Annotated in this window: 14 protein-coding genes; 10 read left to right on the top strand and 4 right to left on the bottom strand. The window is 66.3% G+C overall.

All coding sequences use genetic code 11. The annotated features are described in order from the left end of the window. Positions 1-27: 27 nt before the first annotated feature. The 5 genes from A5790_RS16425 (at position 28) to A5790_RS16405 (ending at position 7,254) form a co-directional block, all read left to right on the top strand. Entirely contained in the window at positions 28-2,340 is a 2,313-nt protein-coding gene (locus A5790_RS16425; protein WP_255361628.1) for a CoA transferase, read from the top strand. Positions 2,341-2,405: 65 nt separating this feature from the next. After that, positions 2,406-3,338 carry a LysR family transcriptional regulator gene (locus tag A5790_RS16420; RefSeq protein WP_066846316.1) on the top strand — a complete coding sequence of 311 codons (933 nt, stop codon included), beginning with the start codon at positions 2,406-2,408 and terminating at the stop codon, positions 3,336-3,338. Beyond that, positions 3,331-5,850, top strand: a complete 2,520-nt coding sequence (locus A5790_RS16415) for an RNA helicase (protein ID WP_197696810.1) — start codon at positions 3,331-3,333, stop codon at positions 5,848-5,850. Before A5790_RS16420 ends, A5790_RS16415 begins: the two co-directional genes overlap by 8 nt. Before the next feature lie 118 nt (positions 5,851-5,968). Further along, entirely contained in the window at positions 5,969-6,100 is a 132-nt protein-coding gene (locus A5790_RS26400; protein WP_255361627.1) for a hypothetical protein, read from the top strand. Between the two features lie 59 nt (positions 6,101-6,159). After that, complete coding sequence (locus A5790_RS16405; protein WP_066846307.1) at positions 6,160-7,254, top strand: NADH:flavin oxidoreductase; 1,095 nt, start codon at positions 6,160-6,162, stop codon at positions 7,252-7,254. Between the two features lie 19 nt (positions 7,255-7,273). Here A5790_RS16405 and A5790_RS16400 read toward each other — a convergent pair whose 3' ends face one another. Then, the gene (locus A5790_RS16400) at positions 7,274-7,672 is read right to left on the bottom strand and encodes a DUF302 domain-containing protein (protein WP_066846303.1); all 399 of its coding nucleotides are present in this window, start codon (positions 7,670-7,672) and stop codon (positions 7,274-7,276) included. Positions 7,673-7,700: 28 nt separating this feature from the next. Then, positions 7,701-7,970, bottom strand: coding sequence for a metal-sensitive transcriptional regulator (locus tag A5790_RS16395; RefSeq protein WP_064396248.1), 270 nt, complete (start codon positions 7,968-7,970; stop codon positions 7,701-7,703). 131 nt (positions 7,971-8,101) lie between these two features. Between A5790_RS16395 and A5790_RS16390 the strand changes: the two genes are divergently transcribed. The 5 genes from A5790_RS16390 to A5790_RS16370 all read left to right on the top strand — a co-directional run bounded on the left by A5790_RS16390 (position 8,102) and on the right by A5790_RS16370 (position 14,010). After that, a complete protein-coding gene (locus tag A5790_RS16390; RefSeq protein WP_066846301.1) occupies positions 8,102-9,481 on the top strand; it encodes a rhodanese-like domain-containing protein in 1,380 nt (459 codons plus the stop codon). Positions 9,482-9,695: 214 nt separating this feature from the next. After that, positions 9,696-10,469, top strand: a complete 774-nt coding sequence (locus A5790_RS16385) for a sulfite exporter TauE/SafE family protein (protein WP_066846299.1) — start codon at positions 9,696-9,698, stop codon at positions 10,467-10,469. Positions 10,470-10,488: 19 nt separating this feature from the next. Then, positions 10,489-11,847: a rhodanese-like domain-containing protein gene (locus A5790_RS16380; protein WP_066846297.1), complete on the top strand. Its 1,359-nt coding sequence runs from the start codon at positions 10,489-10,491 to the stop codon at positions 11,845-11,847. Positions 11,848-11,908: 61 nt separating this feature from the next. Further along, on the top strand, positions 11,909-12,733 hold the full coding sequence (locus tag A5790_RS16375; protein ID WP_066846295.1) for a tryptophan-rich sensory protein: 825 nt from the start codon (positions 11,909-11,911) through the stop codon (positions 12,731-12,733). Between the two features lie 17 nt (positions 12,734-12,750). After that, on the top strand, positions 12,751-14,010 hold the full coding sequence (locus A5790_RS16370; protein ID WP_066846293.1) for an oxygenase MpaB family protein: 1,260 nt from the start codon (positions 12,751-12,753) through the stop codon (positions 14,008-14,010). Positions 14,011-14,055: 45 nt separating this feature from the next. Here A5790_RS16370 and A5790_RS16365 read toward each other — a convergent pair whose 3' ends face one another. Together A5790_RS16365 and A5790_RS26260 are read right to left on the bottom strand one after the other, a co-directional pair. After that, on the bottom strand, positions 14,056-14,727 hold the full coding sequence (locus A5790_RS16365; RefSeq protein ID WP_156656430.1) for a L,D-transpeptidase family protein: 672 nt from the start codon (positions 14,725-14,727) through the stop codon (positions 14,056-14,058). 225 nt (positions 14,728-14,952) lie between these two features. Beyond that, a partial coding sequence (locus tag A5790_RS26260) for a hypothetical protein (RefSeq protein WP_231987819.1) occupies positions 14,953-15,042 on the bottom strand: 90 nt, incomplete at its 5' end.

Raw genomic sequence — 15,042 nt, 5'->3', positions numbered from 1 at the left:
ATCCGCGCCGCCGCATACGATCCGCCGTTGTCAGGGACGCGGATCCTCGACCTGAGCTCGGGCCCGATGAGCGCCGTCGGCCGACTGCTCGCCGACCTCGGGGCGCGCGTGACCGTGCTGCGCCTGCGGGGTGTGACCGACGACGACGTGGTGGGTCCGCGCGTCGCAGGGGTGCCGATGCAGACCGCCATCAACCGGCACGGCATGGAGACGGTCGAGCTGGATTCATCGACCGCGGCGGGCCGAGACGAGTTCGCGAAAATGCTTGCCGGAGCTGACATCCTGATCGAGAACACCCGACCGGGATCGCTCGCCGAGGCGACGCTGGCGGTGCGTGAGATCCGTAGGCAGCACCCGCAGCTGGTGATCCTGTCGCTCAGCGACTTCGGCCGCGACAACGACTACCGCACCTGGCAGGGCACCGGCCCGGTGTTCCACGCCTTGTCCAGCGAGCTGTCGCGCTCCGGCATACCGGGCCGCGAGCCGTTGGTACCGCCTGCCGACTTGCCCTACCACGTAGCCGCCGCGCAGGCCGCGGTGATGACCATCGCCGTCCACCTGGACCGCCTGCGAACCGGCGAGGGCGACCTGATCGACTTCTCGATCCTCGACGGGGCTATGCAGACGCTCGACCCGCCGTTCGGCTCGGCGGGCAGCGCATCGGCGGGTGTCGCGGTCAAGATGCAGCAACGCGACTGGGATGCCGAACGCCAGCGCTATCCGATCATCCCCTGCAAGGACGGCCATATCCGCATCTGCATCCTGGCCAAACGGCAGTGGCGCGGAATGTTCACGTGGATGGGCAGCCCCGAGGAGTTCGCCGACCCCTCTTACGACAAACTCGGAAAGCGTTTCCGCTCACCGCATCTGCTCGACGCCATCGCCCGCTTCTGCGCCGACAAAACCCGTGCCGAGCTGGAGTCCCAGGGCCAGGCCCACGGTGTTCCCACGGCAGCGGTGCTGCCCCTCTCGGAGGCGTTGACCGCCGAACACTTCAGCGCGCGCGGCGTTTTCCGCGACGTGGAGCTTGCGCCCGGCGTGGTGGCCCCGATCCCGGTCGGCGTCAGTGAGATCGACGGACACCGCGCCAGCACACTCGGCTCGAACTCCGAGGGGTCCGAACGTCTCACCGCCGCTCCACTGTTGGCAGGCCGGCAGCGAAGAGGCGAGGGGCGGCCGCTGGAAGGGATACGCGTCCTCGACCTCGGGGTCATCGTCGTCGGCGCCGATACCGGCCGGCTCTTCGGTGATCTGGGCGCCGACGTCGTCAAGATCGAACACTCCGCCCATCCCGACGGGCTGCGCGTCGGCAAGCTCACCACGATGACCCAGCCGTTCGCCGCTGGGCACCGCAACAAGCGCTCGATCGGACTCGACCTGCGCACACAGGAGGGCCTCGGGCTCGCGCACCGCCTGGTGCGGGACGCCGATGTGGTGCTGACGAATTTCAAGCCCGGCGTCGCCGAAGCGCTGGGCATGGATTACGCAACGCTGCGACGCATCAACCCGGGCATCGTGGTGGTGGACAGTTCTGCGTTCGGTCCCGACGGCCCGTGGGCCAAACGCCTGGGCTACGGGCCGCTGGTCCGCGCCGCGGTCGGGTTCACGAGCCAGTGGGTGTACCCGGGTGAGCCCGAGACCTTCTGCGACACCGTGACGGTCTACCCCGACCACGTGGCGGCCAGGATCGGCGCCCTGTCCGCGATCGCGTTGCTGCTGCGCCGGGAACGCACCGGCGAGGGCGGGTCGGCGAGCATCGCGCAGGCCGAGGTGATGCTGAGCCACGTCGCCGCCGACATCGCCGCCGATGCGCTCGAGCGTGCCGGCCATCCCCGCTCCTGCGCGGAACGCGGGGCGCCGTGGGGACTGTTCCCGGCCGCGGGCGAGCACAAGTGGATCGCGATCACCGTGCGTGACGCCGCCGAGTTGCAGGCACTGCGCTGGGTCATCGGCCTGCCCGGCGACGGTGAGATCGACCTCGACGCGGTGCGCGCCTGGACATCCCGGCATTCGCGTACCGAGGCGATGGAACGGCTGCAGGCCGCGGGTGTGCCCGCCGGCGCTGTGATGCACGCCGACGAGCTCCCGTCCTGGGGGTACTACGAGCAACGGCGGTCGTTCCGCGAGGAGCTTCATCCGCACGCAGACGTCCCGTTCACGATGGAGAACGTGCAGATCCACTGCGATCACGTCGCCGATCCGCCGTTACGCCAAGCCCCCCTCATCGGGGAGCAGACCGCCGAGATCGCCACGGAACTTCTCGGACTGAGCCCCACGGAGATCGAGGCGCTGCACCGGCGCGGAGTGCTCGAGACCACCAACGGCGACGTGCACGCCTGACGGGCCCACACCGGTGATCTCGTAGCATTCGGGGTGCACGGCCACCCGTTCGAGACACCGCAGGAATCGACATCGACTTCACCAGGCTCAGGTATTTCGTCGCCGTCGCCGACGAACTGCACTTCAAGCGGGCCGCTGACAAGTTGATGATCACACCGCCCCCGCTGAGCAAGCAGATCAAACTCCTCGAGAAGGAGCTCGGCGGGCCGTTGTTCGAACGCGGCTACCACGACGTGCGGCTGAGCCCGCTCGGTGAACGGCTGATTGGCCCGGCCCGCGAAATCCTGCGACAGATCGAGGAGTTCAAAGCCACTGCGAAGCAGAGTGTGCAGGGTTCGGCGCCGCTTCGGCTGAGCGCCACCGCCTACGCTCCGTCCGACCTGCTCGCCCAACTGGAGACGGTGCTGGCCGGCCTGCCCGGGCCGACGGAGTTCCGCGTTCCGGGTTCGGGCACCGAGGTCACCGCCACGCTGATCGCCGGACAGGCCGAACTAGGTTTGATCCACCTGCCCGCCGGTGACAAACGCCTGCGCCACAAGGTGGTGGCCAGCTACCAGGGTGCGGTCGCGGTGCGGTTCGACGACCCCCTGGCCGCCAAAGACCTTGTGACGATCGACGAGTTGCGTGATCGGGAGGTCGTGATCGACTTCGCCCGGCCCAACCCGGTAGTGCTGGCCGGATTGACCCGACAACTCAACAGCCGCGGCATCCACCGTGTGGTGCGCACGACGAACCAGCGCGGTGGCGAACTCGAGATGGCCACCCAGGTATTCAACCGGCATCTCGTTGCGCTGGTGAGTTACGCACCCGACTCGTTCATCGGCAAGATGTTCTCCCCGCCGGAATTCAAGCTGATCCCGATCGACGAAACCAATTGGCCCCCAGCGCGTATCGCGCTCGCTTGGGCGCCTGAACGGCTGCGGAGCAGGCTCGCCGAAGTCGAGTTGGCCGCCGAGCAGATCGCCGACCGGCTGGGGCCGGTGCATCGCGGTGCCTGAGGGTTCGCTCACCGACATCGCCAAAGAGCTCGGCGCCGACCCCGACGAGCTGTTTGCGTCGTTTGCCGCCTGGGCCGAGGAGAACGGCACCGTTCTGTATCCGGCGCAGGAGGAGGCGCTGATCGAGTTGGTCAGCGGCGCCAACGTCATCCTGGCGACGCCGACCGGTTCGGGCAAGTCGCTGGTGGCCACGGGCGCGCTGTTCGCAGCGCTGGCGGGAAACCGGCGCAGCTACTACACCGCCCCGATCAAGGCGCTGGTCAGCGAGAAGTTCTTCGCGCTGTGCGAGGTTTTCGGCGCGGCCAACGTCGGCATGCTGACCGGTGACGCCGCGGTCAACGCCGAGGCGCCGATCATCACCTGCACGGCCGAGGTACTCGCCAACATCGCGCTGCGCGAGGGCTCCGACGCGGACATCGAGCTGGTGGTGATGGACGAGTTCCATTTCTACGGCGATCCGGACCGCGGATGGGCGTGGCAGGTTCCGCTGCTGGAGCTGCCGAAGGCACAGTTCCTGCTGATGTCAGCGACACTGGGCGACGTCTCCTTCCTGCGCGAGGACCTCACCCGGCGCACCGGCCGGCCAACGGCACTCGTCGCCAACGCCGAACGCCCGGTGCCGCTCTACTTTTCGTATGCGACCACCCCGATGCACGAGACGATCGGCGATCTACTCGAGACCGGGCAGGCCCCGATCTACGTCGTGCACTTCACCCAGGCCTCCGCGCTGGAGCGCGCGCAGGCGCTGATGAGCGTCAACGTCAGCACCAAGGAGGAGAAGGCCGAAATTCGCGAGATGATCGGCGCGTTCCAATTCTCGACGGCCTTCGGCACGACGTTGTCGCGACTGGTGCGACACGGCATCGGTGTGCACCACGCCGGGATGCTGCCGAAATACCGGCGGCTGGTCGAACAATTGGCGCAGGCCGGTCTTCTCAAGGTGATCTGTGGCACCGACACACTGGGCGTCGGCATCAATGTGCCGATCCGCACGGTGGTGTTCTCCGCGCTGTCGAAGTACGACGGGGTGCGCACCAGGTTGCTCAACGCGCGCGAGTTCCATCAGATCGCCGGCCGGGCCGGGCGCGCCGGTTACGACACCGCGGGCACCGTCGTCGTGCAGGCACCCGACCACGAGGTGGAGAACCTCAAGCAGTTCGCCAAGGTCGCCGACGACCCCAAGAAGCGCCGAAAGCTGGTGCGCCGCAAAGTGCCCGAGGGCATGGTGCCGTGGGGCGAGTCGACGATGAAGCGGCTGATCGAGGCCACCCCTGAACCGTTGACCAGCAACATGCGGGTGTCGACGGCGATGCTGCTGGACGTCGTCGACCGTCCCGGGGATCCGTTCGAGGCAATGCGTCGGCTGCTGACCGACAACCACGAGCCACGCAAACGGCAGCTGCGGCACATTCGCGAAGCCGTCGGTATCGCGCGGTCGCTGCTGCAGGCCGGTGTGGTGGAGCGCCTCGACAAGCCCGGCCCCGACGGGCGCCGATACCGGCTGACCGTCGACCTGCCGCCGAACTTCGCGCTGTATCAACCGTTGTCGACCTTCGCACTGGCCGCCGTCGATGTGCTCGATCCGGATGCGGATACCTTTGCACTGGATGTGGTCTCGGTGATCGAGGCGACCCTGGACGATCCACGCCAGATCCTGGCCGCGCAGCTGAACAAGGCCCGAGGCGAAGCCGTCGCGGCGATGAAGGCCGAGGGTATCGAGTACGACGAACGCATCGAACTGCTCGACGACGTCACCTACCCCAAGCCGCTCGAGGAGATGCTCAAGCACACCTTCGAGGTGTACCTGCAGAGCAACCCGTGGGCCGCCGACGCGCGGCTGTCCCCGAAGTCGGTGGTGCGCGAGATGTGGGAACGTGCCATGACGTTCCGCGAGTACGTCAGCGAGTACGGCCTGACCCGCGCTGAGGGTGCGGTGCTGCGCTACCTGTCCGACGCGTACAAGGCGCTGCGGTCGGGGGTACCCGCCACGGCCAGGACCGAAGAACTCACCGATATCGTCGAGTGGCTCGGTGAGCTTGTCCGCCAGGTGGATTCGAGCCTGCTCGACGAGTGGGAGCAGCTGACCAGCCCCGACCAACCGCACGACACGCCGGTGGCGGTGCCGGCACCGCCGCGCCCGCTGACCGGCAACCAGCGTGCGTTCACGGCGATGGTGCGCAACGCGTTGTTCCGGCGCGTGCAGTTGTTCGCCCGGCAGCGCTGGGACGAACTCGGCGCGCTGGACGGCGCTTCGGGTTGGACGACGCAGCGCTGGGAGCAGGTCGGCGACGACTACTTCGGCGAGCACGACGACGTCGGCACCGGCGCCGACGCTCGCGGTCCGGCGCTGCTGATCATTGACCGCGCACCCGAGGTGTGGCGAGTGCGACAGATCTTCGACGACCCTGCGGGCGACCACGACTGGGGCTTCACCGCCGAGGTCGACCTTGCGGCCTCCGACGAGGCCGGCGCGGTGGTGCTGCGGGTCATCGACGCAGGCCGGTTCGACTAAGCGGCGCGCTGTGCTTGACGGAGCCATCGGGGCACGCAGCCACCCCGGCCACGCGGCCGCGAGCGCCGTTCGGCGTGGCGGCGATTACCGCCGGCCCCTCGGGGGTACCAAGACGGGCATGACATCTCCGAACGAGAATGTAACGCCCGAACCGACCGAAAAGGCGGAGGACGTGCTGTCTCCCGCCACTCCAGGCGCCGAAGGGCTGCCGCTGCCCGATGAGGCCGTGGACAAGCCGTCGGAGGGCTGACCGGGCGCCTCGGTCAACCGCATGGAATCAGTGCCGGCACCGCCGCGTTGTGTCGGTTCATGGCCGTTGACGATCTTTTCCAGCCGTTCACCGTCCGCTCGCTGACCGTTCCCAACCGGTTCGCGATGGCGCCGATGACTCGACAGGCGTCGCCCCATGGAGTTCCGGGCCCCGACGTGGTCGAGTACTACCGTCGGCGAGCGGCGGGCGGAGTCGGGCTGATCATCACCGAGGGGATCCGGTTGCCGGACCCGGCCGCCGGATATCCGTCCAGCATCCCCACGATCGCGGGCGACGAGGTGCTCGCCGGCTGGCGGCGTGTCGTCGGCGCGGTCCACCGGGAGGGCGGCACGGTCGCCGCGCAGTTGTGGCACCAGGGCGTGCAGCGCGACGACACCGACGGTGTGGTGCCCGTCGGCCCCTCGGGTGTCGACGGGCACGGTCGCCCGCGAGGCCGGGCGCTTGAGAGCCGTGAACTTGGACGTCTCGCCGACCTGTACGCACAAAGCGCGGCGAATGCCCGGGAAGTGGGATTCGACGCGATCGAGCTCCATGGCGCCCACGGGTACCTGCTCGACGAATTCCTCTGGACCCGAACCAATTTGCGCACTGACGAATACGGCGGTTCGCTGGGCGCGCGGACGCGGTTCCCCGCCGAGGTGGTGGCCGCTGTGCGCGAGGCGGTCGGCCCGGATTTCCCGATCATCTTCCGCTTCTCGCAGTGGAAGGGCACCGACTACACCGCCTCCATCGCCGACGACCCCACCGAGCTCCAGGAGCTGCTGAGCCCCTTGGTCGACGCCGGCGTCGATGTGCTGCATCCGTCTACCCGCCGGCACTACGTGCCCGCCTTCGGTGATTACGACCGCGAGTTGAGTCTCGCCGGGTGGACGAAGAAGGTCACCGGCCTGCCTGTGATTGCGGTCGGCTCGGTCGGCTTGGAGACCCAGTTCCGCAGTGAGAAACGGGGCGAGGTGATCCAGCCGGCCCCCGTCGACCGCCTTGTCGAGCAGTTCGACGCCGACGAGTTCGACATCGTCGCGATCGGGCGGGCGCTTCTTGCCGACCCCGGCTGGGTGAATCGGTTGCGGCACGGCGAACTCGACGGGTTCTCTGGATACGACCCCGAGACCGCGCTGGCGAAGCTCGCCTGAGCTGTGCCGCACGCCAATGTCACCGAGAAAGCGCGCTGATCGCCGCTTGGAGCTTGCTTCCGACTTCCTCGGCGATCGGTTTGAGCGAGGGCTCCTCGGTGACGTCCACGAGCAACTGCGGATTCATCGCCTCGACGAGGGTGGTTTCCGGGTCCTCTGGATCACTGCGCACCACGACGTTGCACGGCAGCAGTAGACCGATCTGACGTTGCGCATTGATCGCCCGGTGCGCCAGCGGCGGGTTACATGCGCCGAGGATGAGGTAGCTTTCCATGTCCTCACCGAGCTTGTTCTTCAGCGTCGCTTTCACGTCGATCTCGGTGAGAACGCCGAATCCCTGATCGGCCAGCGCCTCACGCGTTCGGGCGACGGCATCGTCGAACGAGGTCTTCAGGCTGGTGGCCAAAGCGATGCTCATGATGACTCCTTTCGTCGATCGTGAATTGTCAGGCCAAGGCCAGGAAGAGCTTCTCGAGTTCCTCCTCGGTCATTGGCCTCTCATTGCCCTCTTGGTCGCCGGTCATGCATTCGCGCAGACCCGTCGCGACGATCTTGAAGCCGGCGCGATCGAGCGCTCGCGATACCGCCGCGAGTTGCGTGACGACGTCCTTACATTCTCGGCCCTGCTCGATCATTGCGATCACACCGGCAAGTTGTCCCTGCGCACGCCGCAACCGGTTGAGCACAGCGGCAATCGCTTCCTGGTCACCAACCATGGTTCTCCCTTCCACCTCCATCTGAATGGTACCCCCGGGGGTATTTGCGCTATAGGTACCCCCAGGGGTATCTTTGTCGTATACCCCTGGGGGTATATGGCCAGTTTTCCGCGGCCCGGGAGGAGAGAAGGATGATTCTCGAGCAGTACTACATCGAATGCCTGTCACACGCGTCGTACCTGATCGGCGATGAGTCGACCGGACGCGCGATCGTCGTCGACCCGCGCCGAGACATCACCGAATACCTCGCCGATGCGCGTAAGCACGGGCTGACGATCGAGGGCGTGATCAACACCCATTTCCACGCGGATTTCGTGTCCGGTCACCTCGAACTCGTCGACGCGACCGGCGCCTGGATCGGCTTCGGTGAGATCGCCGAAACCGAGTATCCGATCCGCAGGCTGGCCGATGGAGAGCGCCTGTCACTGGGTCAGGTCGACTTGGAAATCCTGTCGACGCCTGGCCACACTTGGGAGTCGATCAGTGTGCTGGTTCGCGAGCGTGCCGATTCCGAGCCTTCGGCCGTGCTGACAGGCGACTCGCTGTTCATCGGCGACGTCGGCAGACCGGATCTGGTCAATATCGGTGACAGCTCGACGGATGACTTGGCCCGAGCGATGTTCCACACGATCCATGACAAGCTGATGAAACTGCCCGACCACGTACTGGTGATGCCGGCCCACGGCGCCGGTTCGTCGTGCGGCAAGAATCTATCCGCGGAACTAACCTCGACAATCGGCGAGCAGCGGGTGAGTAACCCCTCGGTACAGCCGATGAGCGAAGAGGCCTTCGTTTCTTTGATCACCCACGGTCAGCCCGCCGCGCCGGCATATTTCGCGTCGGATGCCACGATGAACAAGCGGGTCCACCCGCTGCTGGAGCAGGGGCGCACGGTCCCCGAGATGAGTCCGGAGCACATCCGGGCCGCGCTCGAAACGGGCGTGCGTGTGGTGGATGCGCGCGGCGTCGATGATTTCGCCGCAGGACACCTACGAGGGTCGGTCAACGTCGGCTTCGACGGCCGATTCGCCGAAACCGTTGGGATGGTCACCGCAGTGGGTGACAAGATCGTCCTGATCACCTACCCCGGAGAAGAGCAGCAGGCCGCGCTGAGGCTGGCCCGTATCGGCTCGGACAATGCCATCGGATATTTCAATGTCGGTCGCGACGGACAATTCCCTGCAGAGCTGATGGATCTGGTCCAGTCTGCACCTCGGACCACGGTTGCCGAGCTCGACGAGATGTTGGCCGTGAAGGACGTGACGCTGATGGACATTCGTAACCCCGGCGAGCGCGAAGCCGGAGCCATTCCCGGCTCGATCCCAATTCCCCTGGCGCAGTTGGGGAACCGAATGAGTGAAGTGCCAACTGACAAACCGGTCGTTGTGCACTGTGCGGGTGGCTGGCGTTCGAGTGTGGCAGCGTCCTTGCTGCGCGCCAACGGATTTCGACAGGTATCCGACCTGATGGGCGGATACAACGCTTGGCTCGATGCCCGCGCCACCCTCTGAGACGTCTCGTCCGAAAGGAGATATGCGCATGTGTTACGCCGTTCGTTGCCCGTCCTGCGGTAAGACGACGTGGGACGGCTGCGGTCAGCACGTCGACGACGTGATGCGGTCGGTGCCGGTTGCGCAGCAATGCCGCTGTCGACGGACGACCGAACCGCCGTCCCGCCGCGCCGGCGGGTTGTGGCGTCGCCGGTAGCCGGGTACTGCACAGCTCATGGCATTGGTAATAGGCCTGGCTCTCGGCGCGCTGATCGGCGTGCTGTTGGGACTGCTCGGCGGCGGCGGGTCGATCCTCGCCGTCCCAGCGCTGGTCTACGGGGTGGGTCTCGGTATCGAAGAGGCCATCCCGATCTCGCTGGTCGTCGTCGCCTCGGCTTCGGCCGTCGGCGTGCTGCCGAAGATTCGCGCCCGACAGGTTCGGTGGCGCATGGCCGGCATCTTTGCGGCGGCCGGCATCCCGGCAACTGTTCTCGGCAGTGCCGTCAGCAGACACCTGCCCGAATCGGCGCTGCTAATCGGGTTCGCCGTCGTGATGGTGGTCGCCGGTGTCCGCATGCTGGCAGATCAGGAAAACACCGGCACAGCATGTGAGGTTCGCGCCGGCCAGGTCAATTGGCGTCGATGCGCGCCGCGATCGATCGGGGCCGGCCTAGTCGTCGGTCTGTTAACCGGACTGTTCGGCGTGGGTGGCGGCTTCCTCATCATTCCGGCACTAGTAGTGGTGCTCGGCGTCGAAATGTCCACGGCCATCGGCACTTCGTTGCTGATAATCGTGGCCAACTCGCTAGCCGGTATCTTCTCGCACCTCCACGGCACGAGTGTCGACTGGTCGCTGACTGCTGCATTCGTCGCCGCCGCGATGGCCGCCTCACTGCTCGCCGGATACTTCGGCACCAAGGTCGACACCGACCGCCTGCAGCGCTGGTTCGCCTACCTCGTCTTCGTCGTCGCCGCGTTCGTACTCGTCGACACGATTTTCTTACGTTGACTCCACAAGGAGATTCCCCATGGACATTTCAATAATCGAAACCTCCGGCCTCGGTGACCGCAGTTACCTGGTCAGCCACGGCGATGTCGCCGTGGCGATCGATCCGCAGCGCGATATCGACCGGATGCTCACTCTCGCGGATGACCGCAAGGTCCGCATCACCCACGTGTTGGAAACGCACCTGCATAACGACTATCTGACCGGCGGACTCGAACTGTCGCGCACCGTCGGCGCCGAGTACGTCGTGCCCGCAGGAGACGAAGTGAAGTACTCCCGCCGCGCCGTCAGCGATGGTGAGGTGATCGACGCCGGACCGATCCGGTTGGAGGCGATGCACACCCCGGGGCACACTCACCATCACGTGAGCTATGTGCTTCGTGACGAAACCGATGCGGTTCGCGGCGTCTTCACCGGAGGATCGATGCTGTTCGGCACGACCGGTCGCACCGACCTGATCGGTGCGGAGGACACCGAGGAGCTCACCCGCGCGCAGTATCACTCGGTGCGCAAGATCGCCGCACGCCTCCCCGCCGACACGCCGGTGTACCCCACCCACGGATTCGGCAGCTTCTGTTCGGCCACACCGGCTTCCGGTGACGAATCGACTGTCGGCGAGCAACGACGGACCAATCCTGCGCTCACACAGGACGAGCAGAACTTCGTCGACGAACTGCTGGCCGGGCTCTCGGCCTACCCCGCGTACTACGCGCACATGGGCGTTATCAACAGCGAGGGCCCGGCCCCGGTGGATCTGACGCCACCCGAACCTGTCGACCCCGACGAACTGCGTTGCCGCCTGGAGACGGGCGAGTGGGTGGTCGACTTGCGTAGCCGGACCGCGTTCGCAGCCGGGCATCTGCAGGGGGCGTTCGGTTTCGAGCTGTCGGGCTCCTTTGTCAGCTACTTCGGGTGGCTGTACGACTGGGGCGCACCGGTGACCCTCATCGGTGACTCTCCCGAGCAGATTGCCGACGCCAGACGCGAACTGGTGCGTATCGGGGTAGACCGACTGACGGGCGCCGCCACCGGGGACATCGACCAGTTGCGCGACGGAAGTCCGCTCCGCTCATACCCGGTCTCCGATTTTCGCCGCCTGGCCGAGCATCGCCGGACGGAGGCTGTGGCGGTGCTCGATGTACGGCAGAGCCACGAATACGAGTCCGAGCACATCCCAGGAGCCGTCAACATACCGCTGCACGAATTACCGAAGCGTCTCGACGAGGTTCCTTCCTCGACCGTATGGGTGCACTGCGCGTCCGGCTATCGGTCCTCGATCGCGACGTCGATCCTCGACCGCGCCGGTCATGACGTCGTCCTCATCGATGACGACTTCGACAACGCCGCAGATCTTGGCCTCACCGCTCCGCCGCAGCCATAGGGTTCGATCCTGACCCGAACGGGCATGTACGGCTTACCGATCGAAGACGAAGGAGCCCTACATGGTCAGCCAGACTGCCGACCGCCGATCCACCTCGACAGTTCTGTTGGCGCTTGCTGTGGCCCTGGCCACTGCGGCCACGCTCGTCGTCAACTACCTCGCCAACGGCCTGCCGATCAACGGCCAGACCACCGGCGACGTCACCCGTCGCTTCGAGGTGTACTTCGTCCCCGCCGGATACGTCTTCTCCATCTGGAGCTTGATCTACCTCGGGCTGATCGCCTACACCGTGTACCTCGGCGTGACGCTCGCCCAGCGACGCGACGACAGCGGCGCCGCACGCGCCATCGCTCCCTGGTACCTGCTGACCGCCGCGGCCAACTGCTGCTGGCTGTTCGCGTGGCACCACAACCAGTTCCCGCTGAGCATGCTGGTGATGGTCGTGCTGCTGGTCGCTTTGATCGTCATCTACCGTCTGCAAGCCTCCCGGCCACCCACCTCGACGCTGGAGCGGTGGACGGTGCACATCCCGTTCCGGGTGTACCTGGGCTGGATATCGGTCGCGACGATCGCCAACGCGACGATCACCCTCGACGACGCCGGATGGTCCGGGTTTGGGCTCTCCGAACCGACCTGGGGCGCCATCATGGTCGTGGTGGCGGCCGCGCTCGGAGTGGTGATGAACCTGCGCCACCGCGATATCGCCTACGGGCTGGTGATCATCTGGGCGTTGATCGGCATCGCGGTGCGGCTGAGCGAAACCGCGCCGGTCCTGATCGCCTCGCTGGCGGGCGCGGCAGCGGTGGGGATCGCCGTCGCGATGAGCGCGCGCTACCTTACGCAGTCACCGAGGGGATCCGCGAAAAGCCGCACGATCGAAGGCTAGTCGGCTGAGACTGAGATATGCCGGATCTGAGCCCACGACCACCGAACGCGCCCACCGCGTTTCGCTACCCAGGGCTCACCGGTCGCCGCGCGCGCCTGCGAAATGTGGTGAAGCGAGTCGCCGGTGTCGATCTGCTTCCCTCCAACGACATCGCACGGGCATTCATCGCCGGCCTCAGCGAGGGCGACCCCGTCGCCGAACGTTTCGTCGCCGAGACCTACCACGGTGAACTCGGCGCGAGAAAAGCCCGCGATCTGGTCGAGAAGGCGCAGCGGGAAGGTATCGACAACGTCCCCGAGGCGCCCGAGTCGATGCGTGCGCTGTTCGAGGAATTCGAGCAACTCCCCGCGTGGGTCGACCCGGACCTCGTCGAGGAAGGCGCGGCGGTCTGGCGCCGGTGGGCCTACGCACTGGGCGCGCTCGGCAACGCCGGTACCAACGACACCTACACCGAGGGCTGGCTGGCGGTGCCACTGTCTCTCTCCGGCGGTTACGCGGGCCAGCGCGCCCTGCACCGGTATCTGGAAACATCGCGCTGGTGGATCGAGGTCTGCCGTCCCGGCGCCATCCTGACGCCAGGGTCGTTGGGGCGCAACATTTCTCTGCATGTGCGCATCATGCATGTCAGCGTCCGCGACCGCGTCAGGCAGCACCCGGAGTGGGACGCCGAACGCTGGGGTCTGCCGATCAGCCAGTCCGCCATGCTTCTCACGCTGTTGGGTGGAAGTGTGGCTCCGGCGTTGGGCCTTTTCCTTCTCGGTCACCTCACCTCTGCGCGAGAGATGCGCGCCGTTCTGCATTTCAACCGCTACTGCGGCTACCTCGTCGGTGTGCGATGCGACGGCTACTTCCCTGAGACCGTCGCCGATGCGTGGCGCATCCTGTTCATGTGTGACGCGGCGCGCAGTTACGACAGCGCGGAGAGCGGTACCGAACTGGTTCAGTCCTTCGTTCCCGCGTTCGCACCCGCCGCGACGCACCGCGGCCTGCAGCGGCTTCGCGCCGAGTACCACTACCGCCTACAAGCGGGATACCTCGGGCTGTACATGTTGCCGTGGAATCGGCGCCGCTACCGCCTACCGTCGGCGCTGCCGGGAATGCTGCTGTTACTGAGCCGCTTTCCGCTGATCCTCGCGCTGGAGATCGCGCGGCGATTGTCGTCGAAGGTGGACCGTTGGTGGCAGCGGAGCAATCTCCAGCGGTGGGAAAACTGGCTGCAGTGGAAATCCGACGGCAAGGCAGCGGCTTTCGAGGCTGCGGTACCCCTGCGCCGCTGATCACGCCCGCTGATCACGCCCGCGACGCTGATCCTTCGTCCACGATCATGCCCGCGACGAAACCAACGACGGACTGCCCACACCGATGGTGATCAGTGGCGCCGCGGCGGGGTCGAGCCACGTCAGCAGCGTGCGCATCTCGTCGCGCCCGATGGCCACACACCCCCACGTCGGGTTTCCATCGGTCACATGGAGGAAGATGCCCGAGACCCGTCCGGGTATGCGTTGCGGGTTCACCGTGATGTTGACCGCATAGTCGTAGACGGGCCCGGAATCGTAGAGGTTCTCCGCGATCGATGACGGTTTGTTCGGACCCCGCACATGGGTGTTGTACGTAGGTGACGAGGCGTCCTCGTCCCACCAGTCCTGGTTCGTGGTCTGGAAGTACGGCATCTTGGTGCCCGGATTGGCCTGGCGGCCGAAGGCCTGGTCGAACGTGAATGTCCCCACCGGCGTGCGGTGGACACCGTCAGCGGGTTCACCGACACCGACCGCGCCGACTTTCGCGGGTGTCGGTCCGAGGACGGGCTTCCATTGCTGTCCGGTCCGTTGAAAGGCGGTGAGAGTGCCCGAGGTGGCGTCCGCGGTGGGCACGCCGACGACAATCCACTGCGTCGTCCGCGCGGTGGCGGCTGCGGGTTGTGCCGACGCGGGCCCTGCAAGCGGTACGCACAGGAGCGCAGCACCAAGGTACGCCAGTGCTTTTCGCAGTTTCACGGGATACCTCGGAACCGGACTCGAACGTCGAATGCAGAATCCGGACAGCGTATCCGTGTCAAGCTGTCCAGTACGGTGTGCGAAACCTGTTCGCGGCCAATATGAGACCGTGTCGCGATCCACTCGACCGGTGAGGCGGTGATCCGGTGATCCGGTGATGGCGCGATGCCGCGCCCATACGTAAGCCCAGGTACGAATCGCGTTGTGGGCCGGCCTGTTCGACGGTTAGTTGGTGGGCGGTGGTGGTTGGGGTTGGAAGGGTTCGTACCAGCGCCATTGGGCGGGTTCGCCGAGGGGTCCGGGGCAGGGCGCGAC

Origin of the sequence: Mycobacterium sp. 852002-51152_SCH6134967 (assembly GCF_001667105.1) — a bacterium.
Lineage (GTDB): Bacteria > Actinomycetota > Actinomycetes > Mycobacteriales > Mycobacteriaceae > Mycobacterium > Mycobacterium neumannii_A.
The sequence above is the reverse complement of the archived record's forward strand: the minus strand, read 5'-3'. Positions and strand labels throughout refer to the sequence as shown.

Excerpts from the sequence above, each read along its gene's own strand:
- A5790_RS16385 (WP_066846299.1), top strand. The coding sequence starts at position 9,696 with ATGGCATTGGTAATAGGCCTGGCTCTCGGCGCGCTGATCGGCGTGCTG.
- A5790_RS16375 (WP_066846295.1), top strand. The coding sequence starts at position 11,909 with ATGGTCAGCCAGACTGCCGACCGCCGATCCACCTCGACAGTTCTGTTG.
- A5790_RS16390 (WP_066846301.1), top strand. The coding sequence starts at position 8,102 with ATGATTCTCGAGCAGTACTACATCGAATGCCTGTCACACGCGTCGTAC.
- A5790_RS16405 (WP_066846307.1), top strand. The coding sequence starts at position 6,160 with ATGGCCGTTGACGATCTTTTCCAGCCGTTCACCGTCCGCTCGCTGACC.
- A5790_RS16400 (WP_066846303.1), bottom strand. The coding sequence starts at position 7,672 with ATGAGCATCGCTTTGGCCACCAGCCTGAAGACCTCGTTCGACGATGCC.
- A5790_RS16380 (WP_066846297.1), top strand. The coding sequence starts at position 10,489 with ATGGACATTTCAATAATCGAAACCTCCGGCCTCGGTGACCGCAGTTAC.
- A5790_RS16395 (WP_064396248.1), bottom strand. The coding sequence starts at position 7,970 with ATGGTTGGTGACCAGGAAGCGATTGCCGCTGTGCTCAACCGGTTGCGG.
- A5790_RS26400 (WP_255361627.1), top strand. The coding sequence starts at position 5,969 with ATGACATCTCCGAACGAGAATGTAACGCCCGAACCGACCGAAAAGGCG.
- A5790_RS16370 (WP_066846293.1), top strand. The coding sequence starts at position 12,751 with ATGCCGGATCTGAGCCCACGACCACCGAACGCGCCCACCGCGTTTCGC.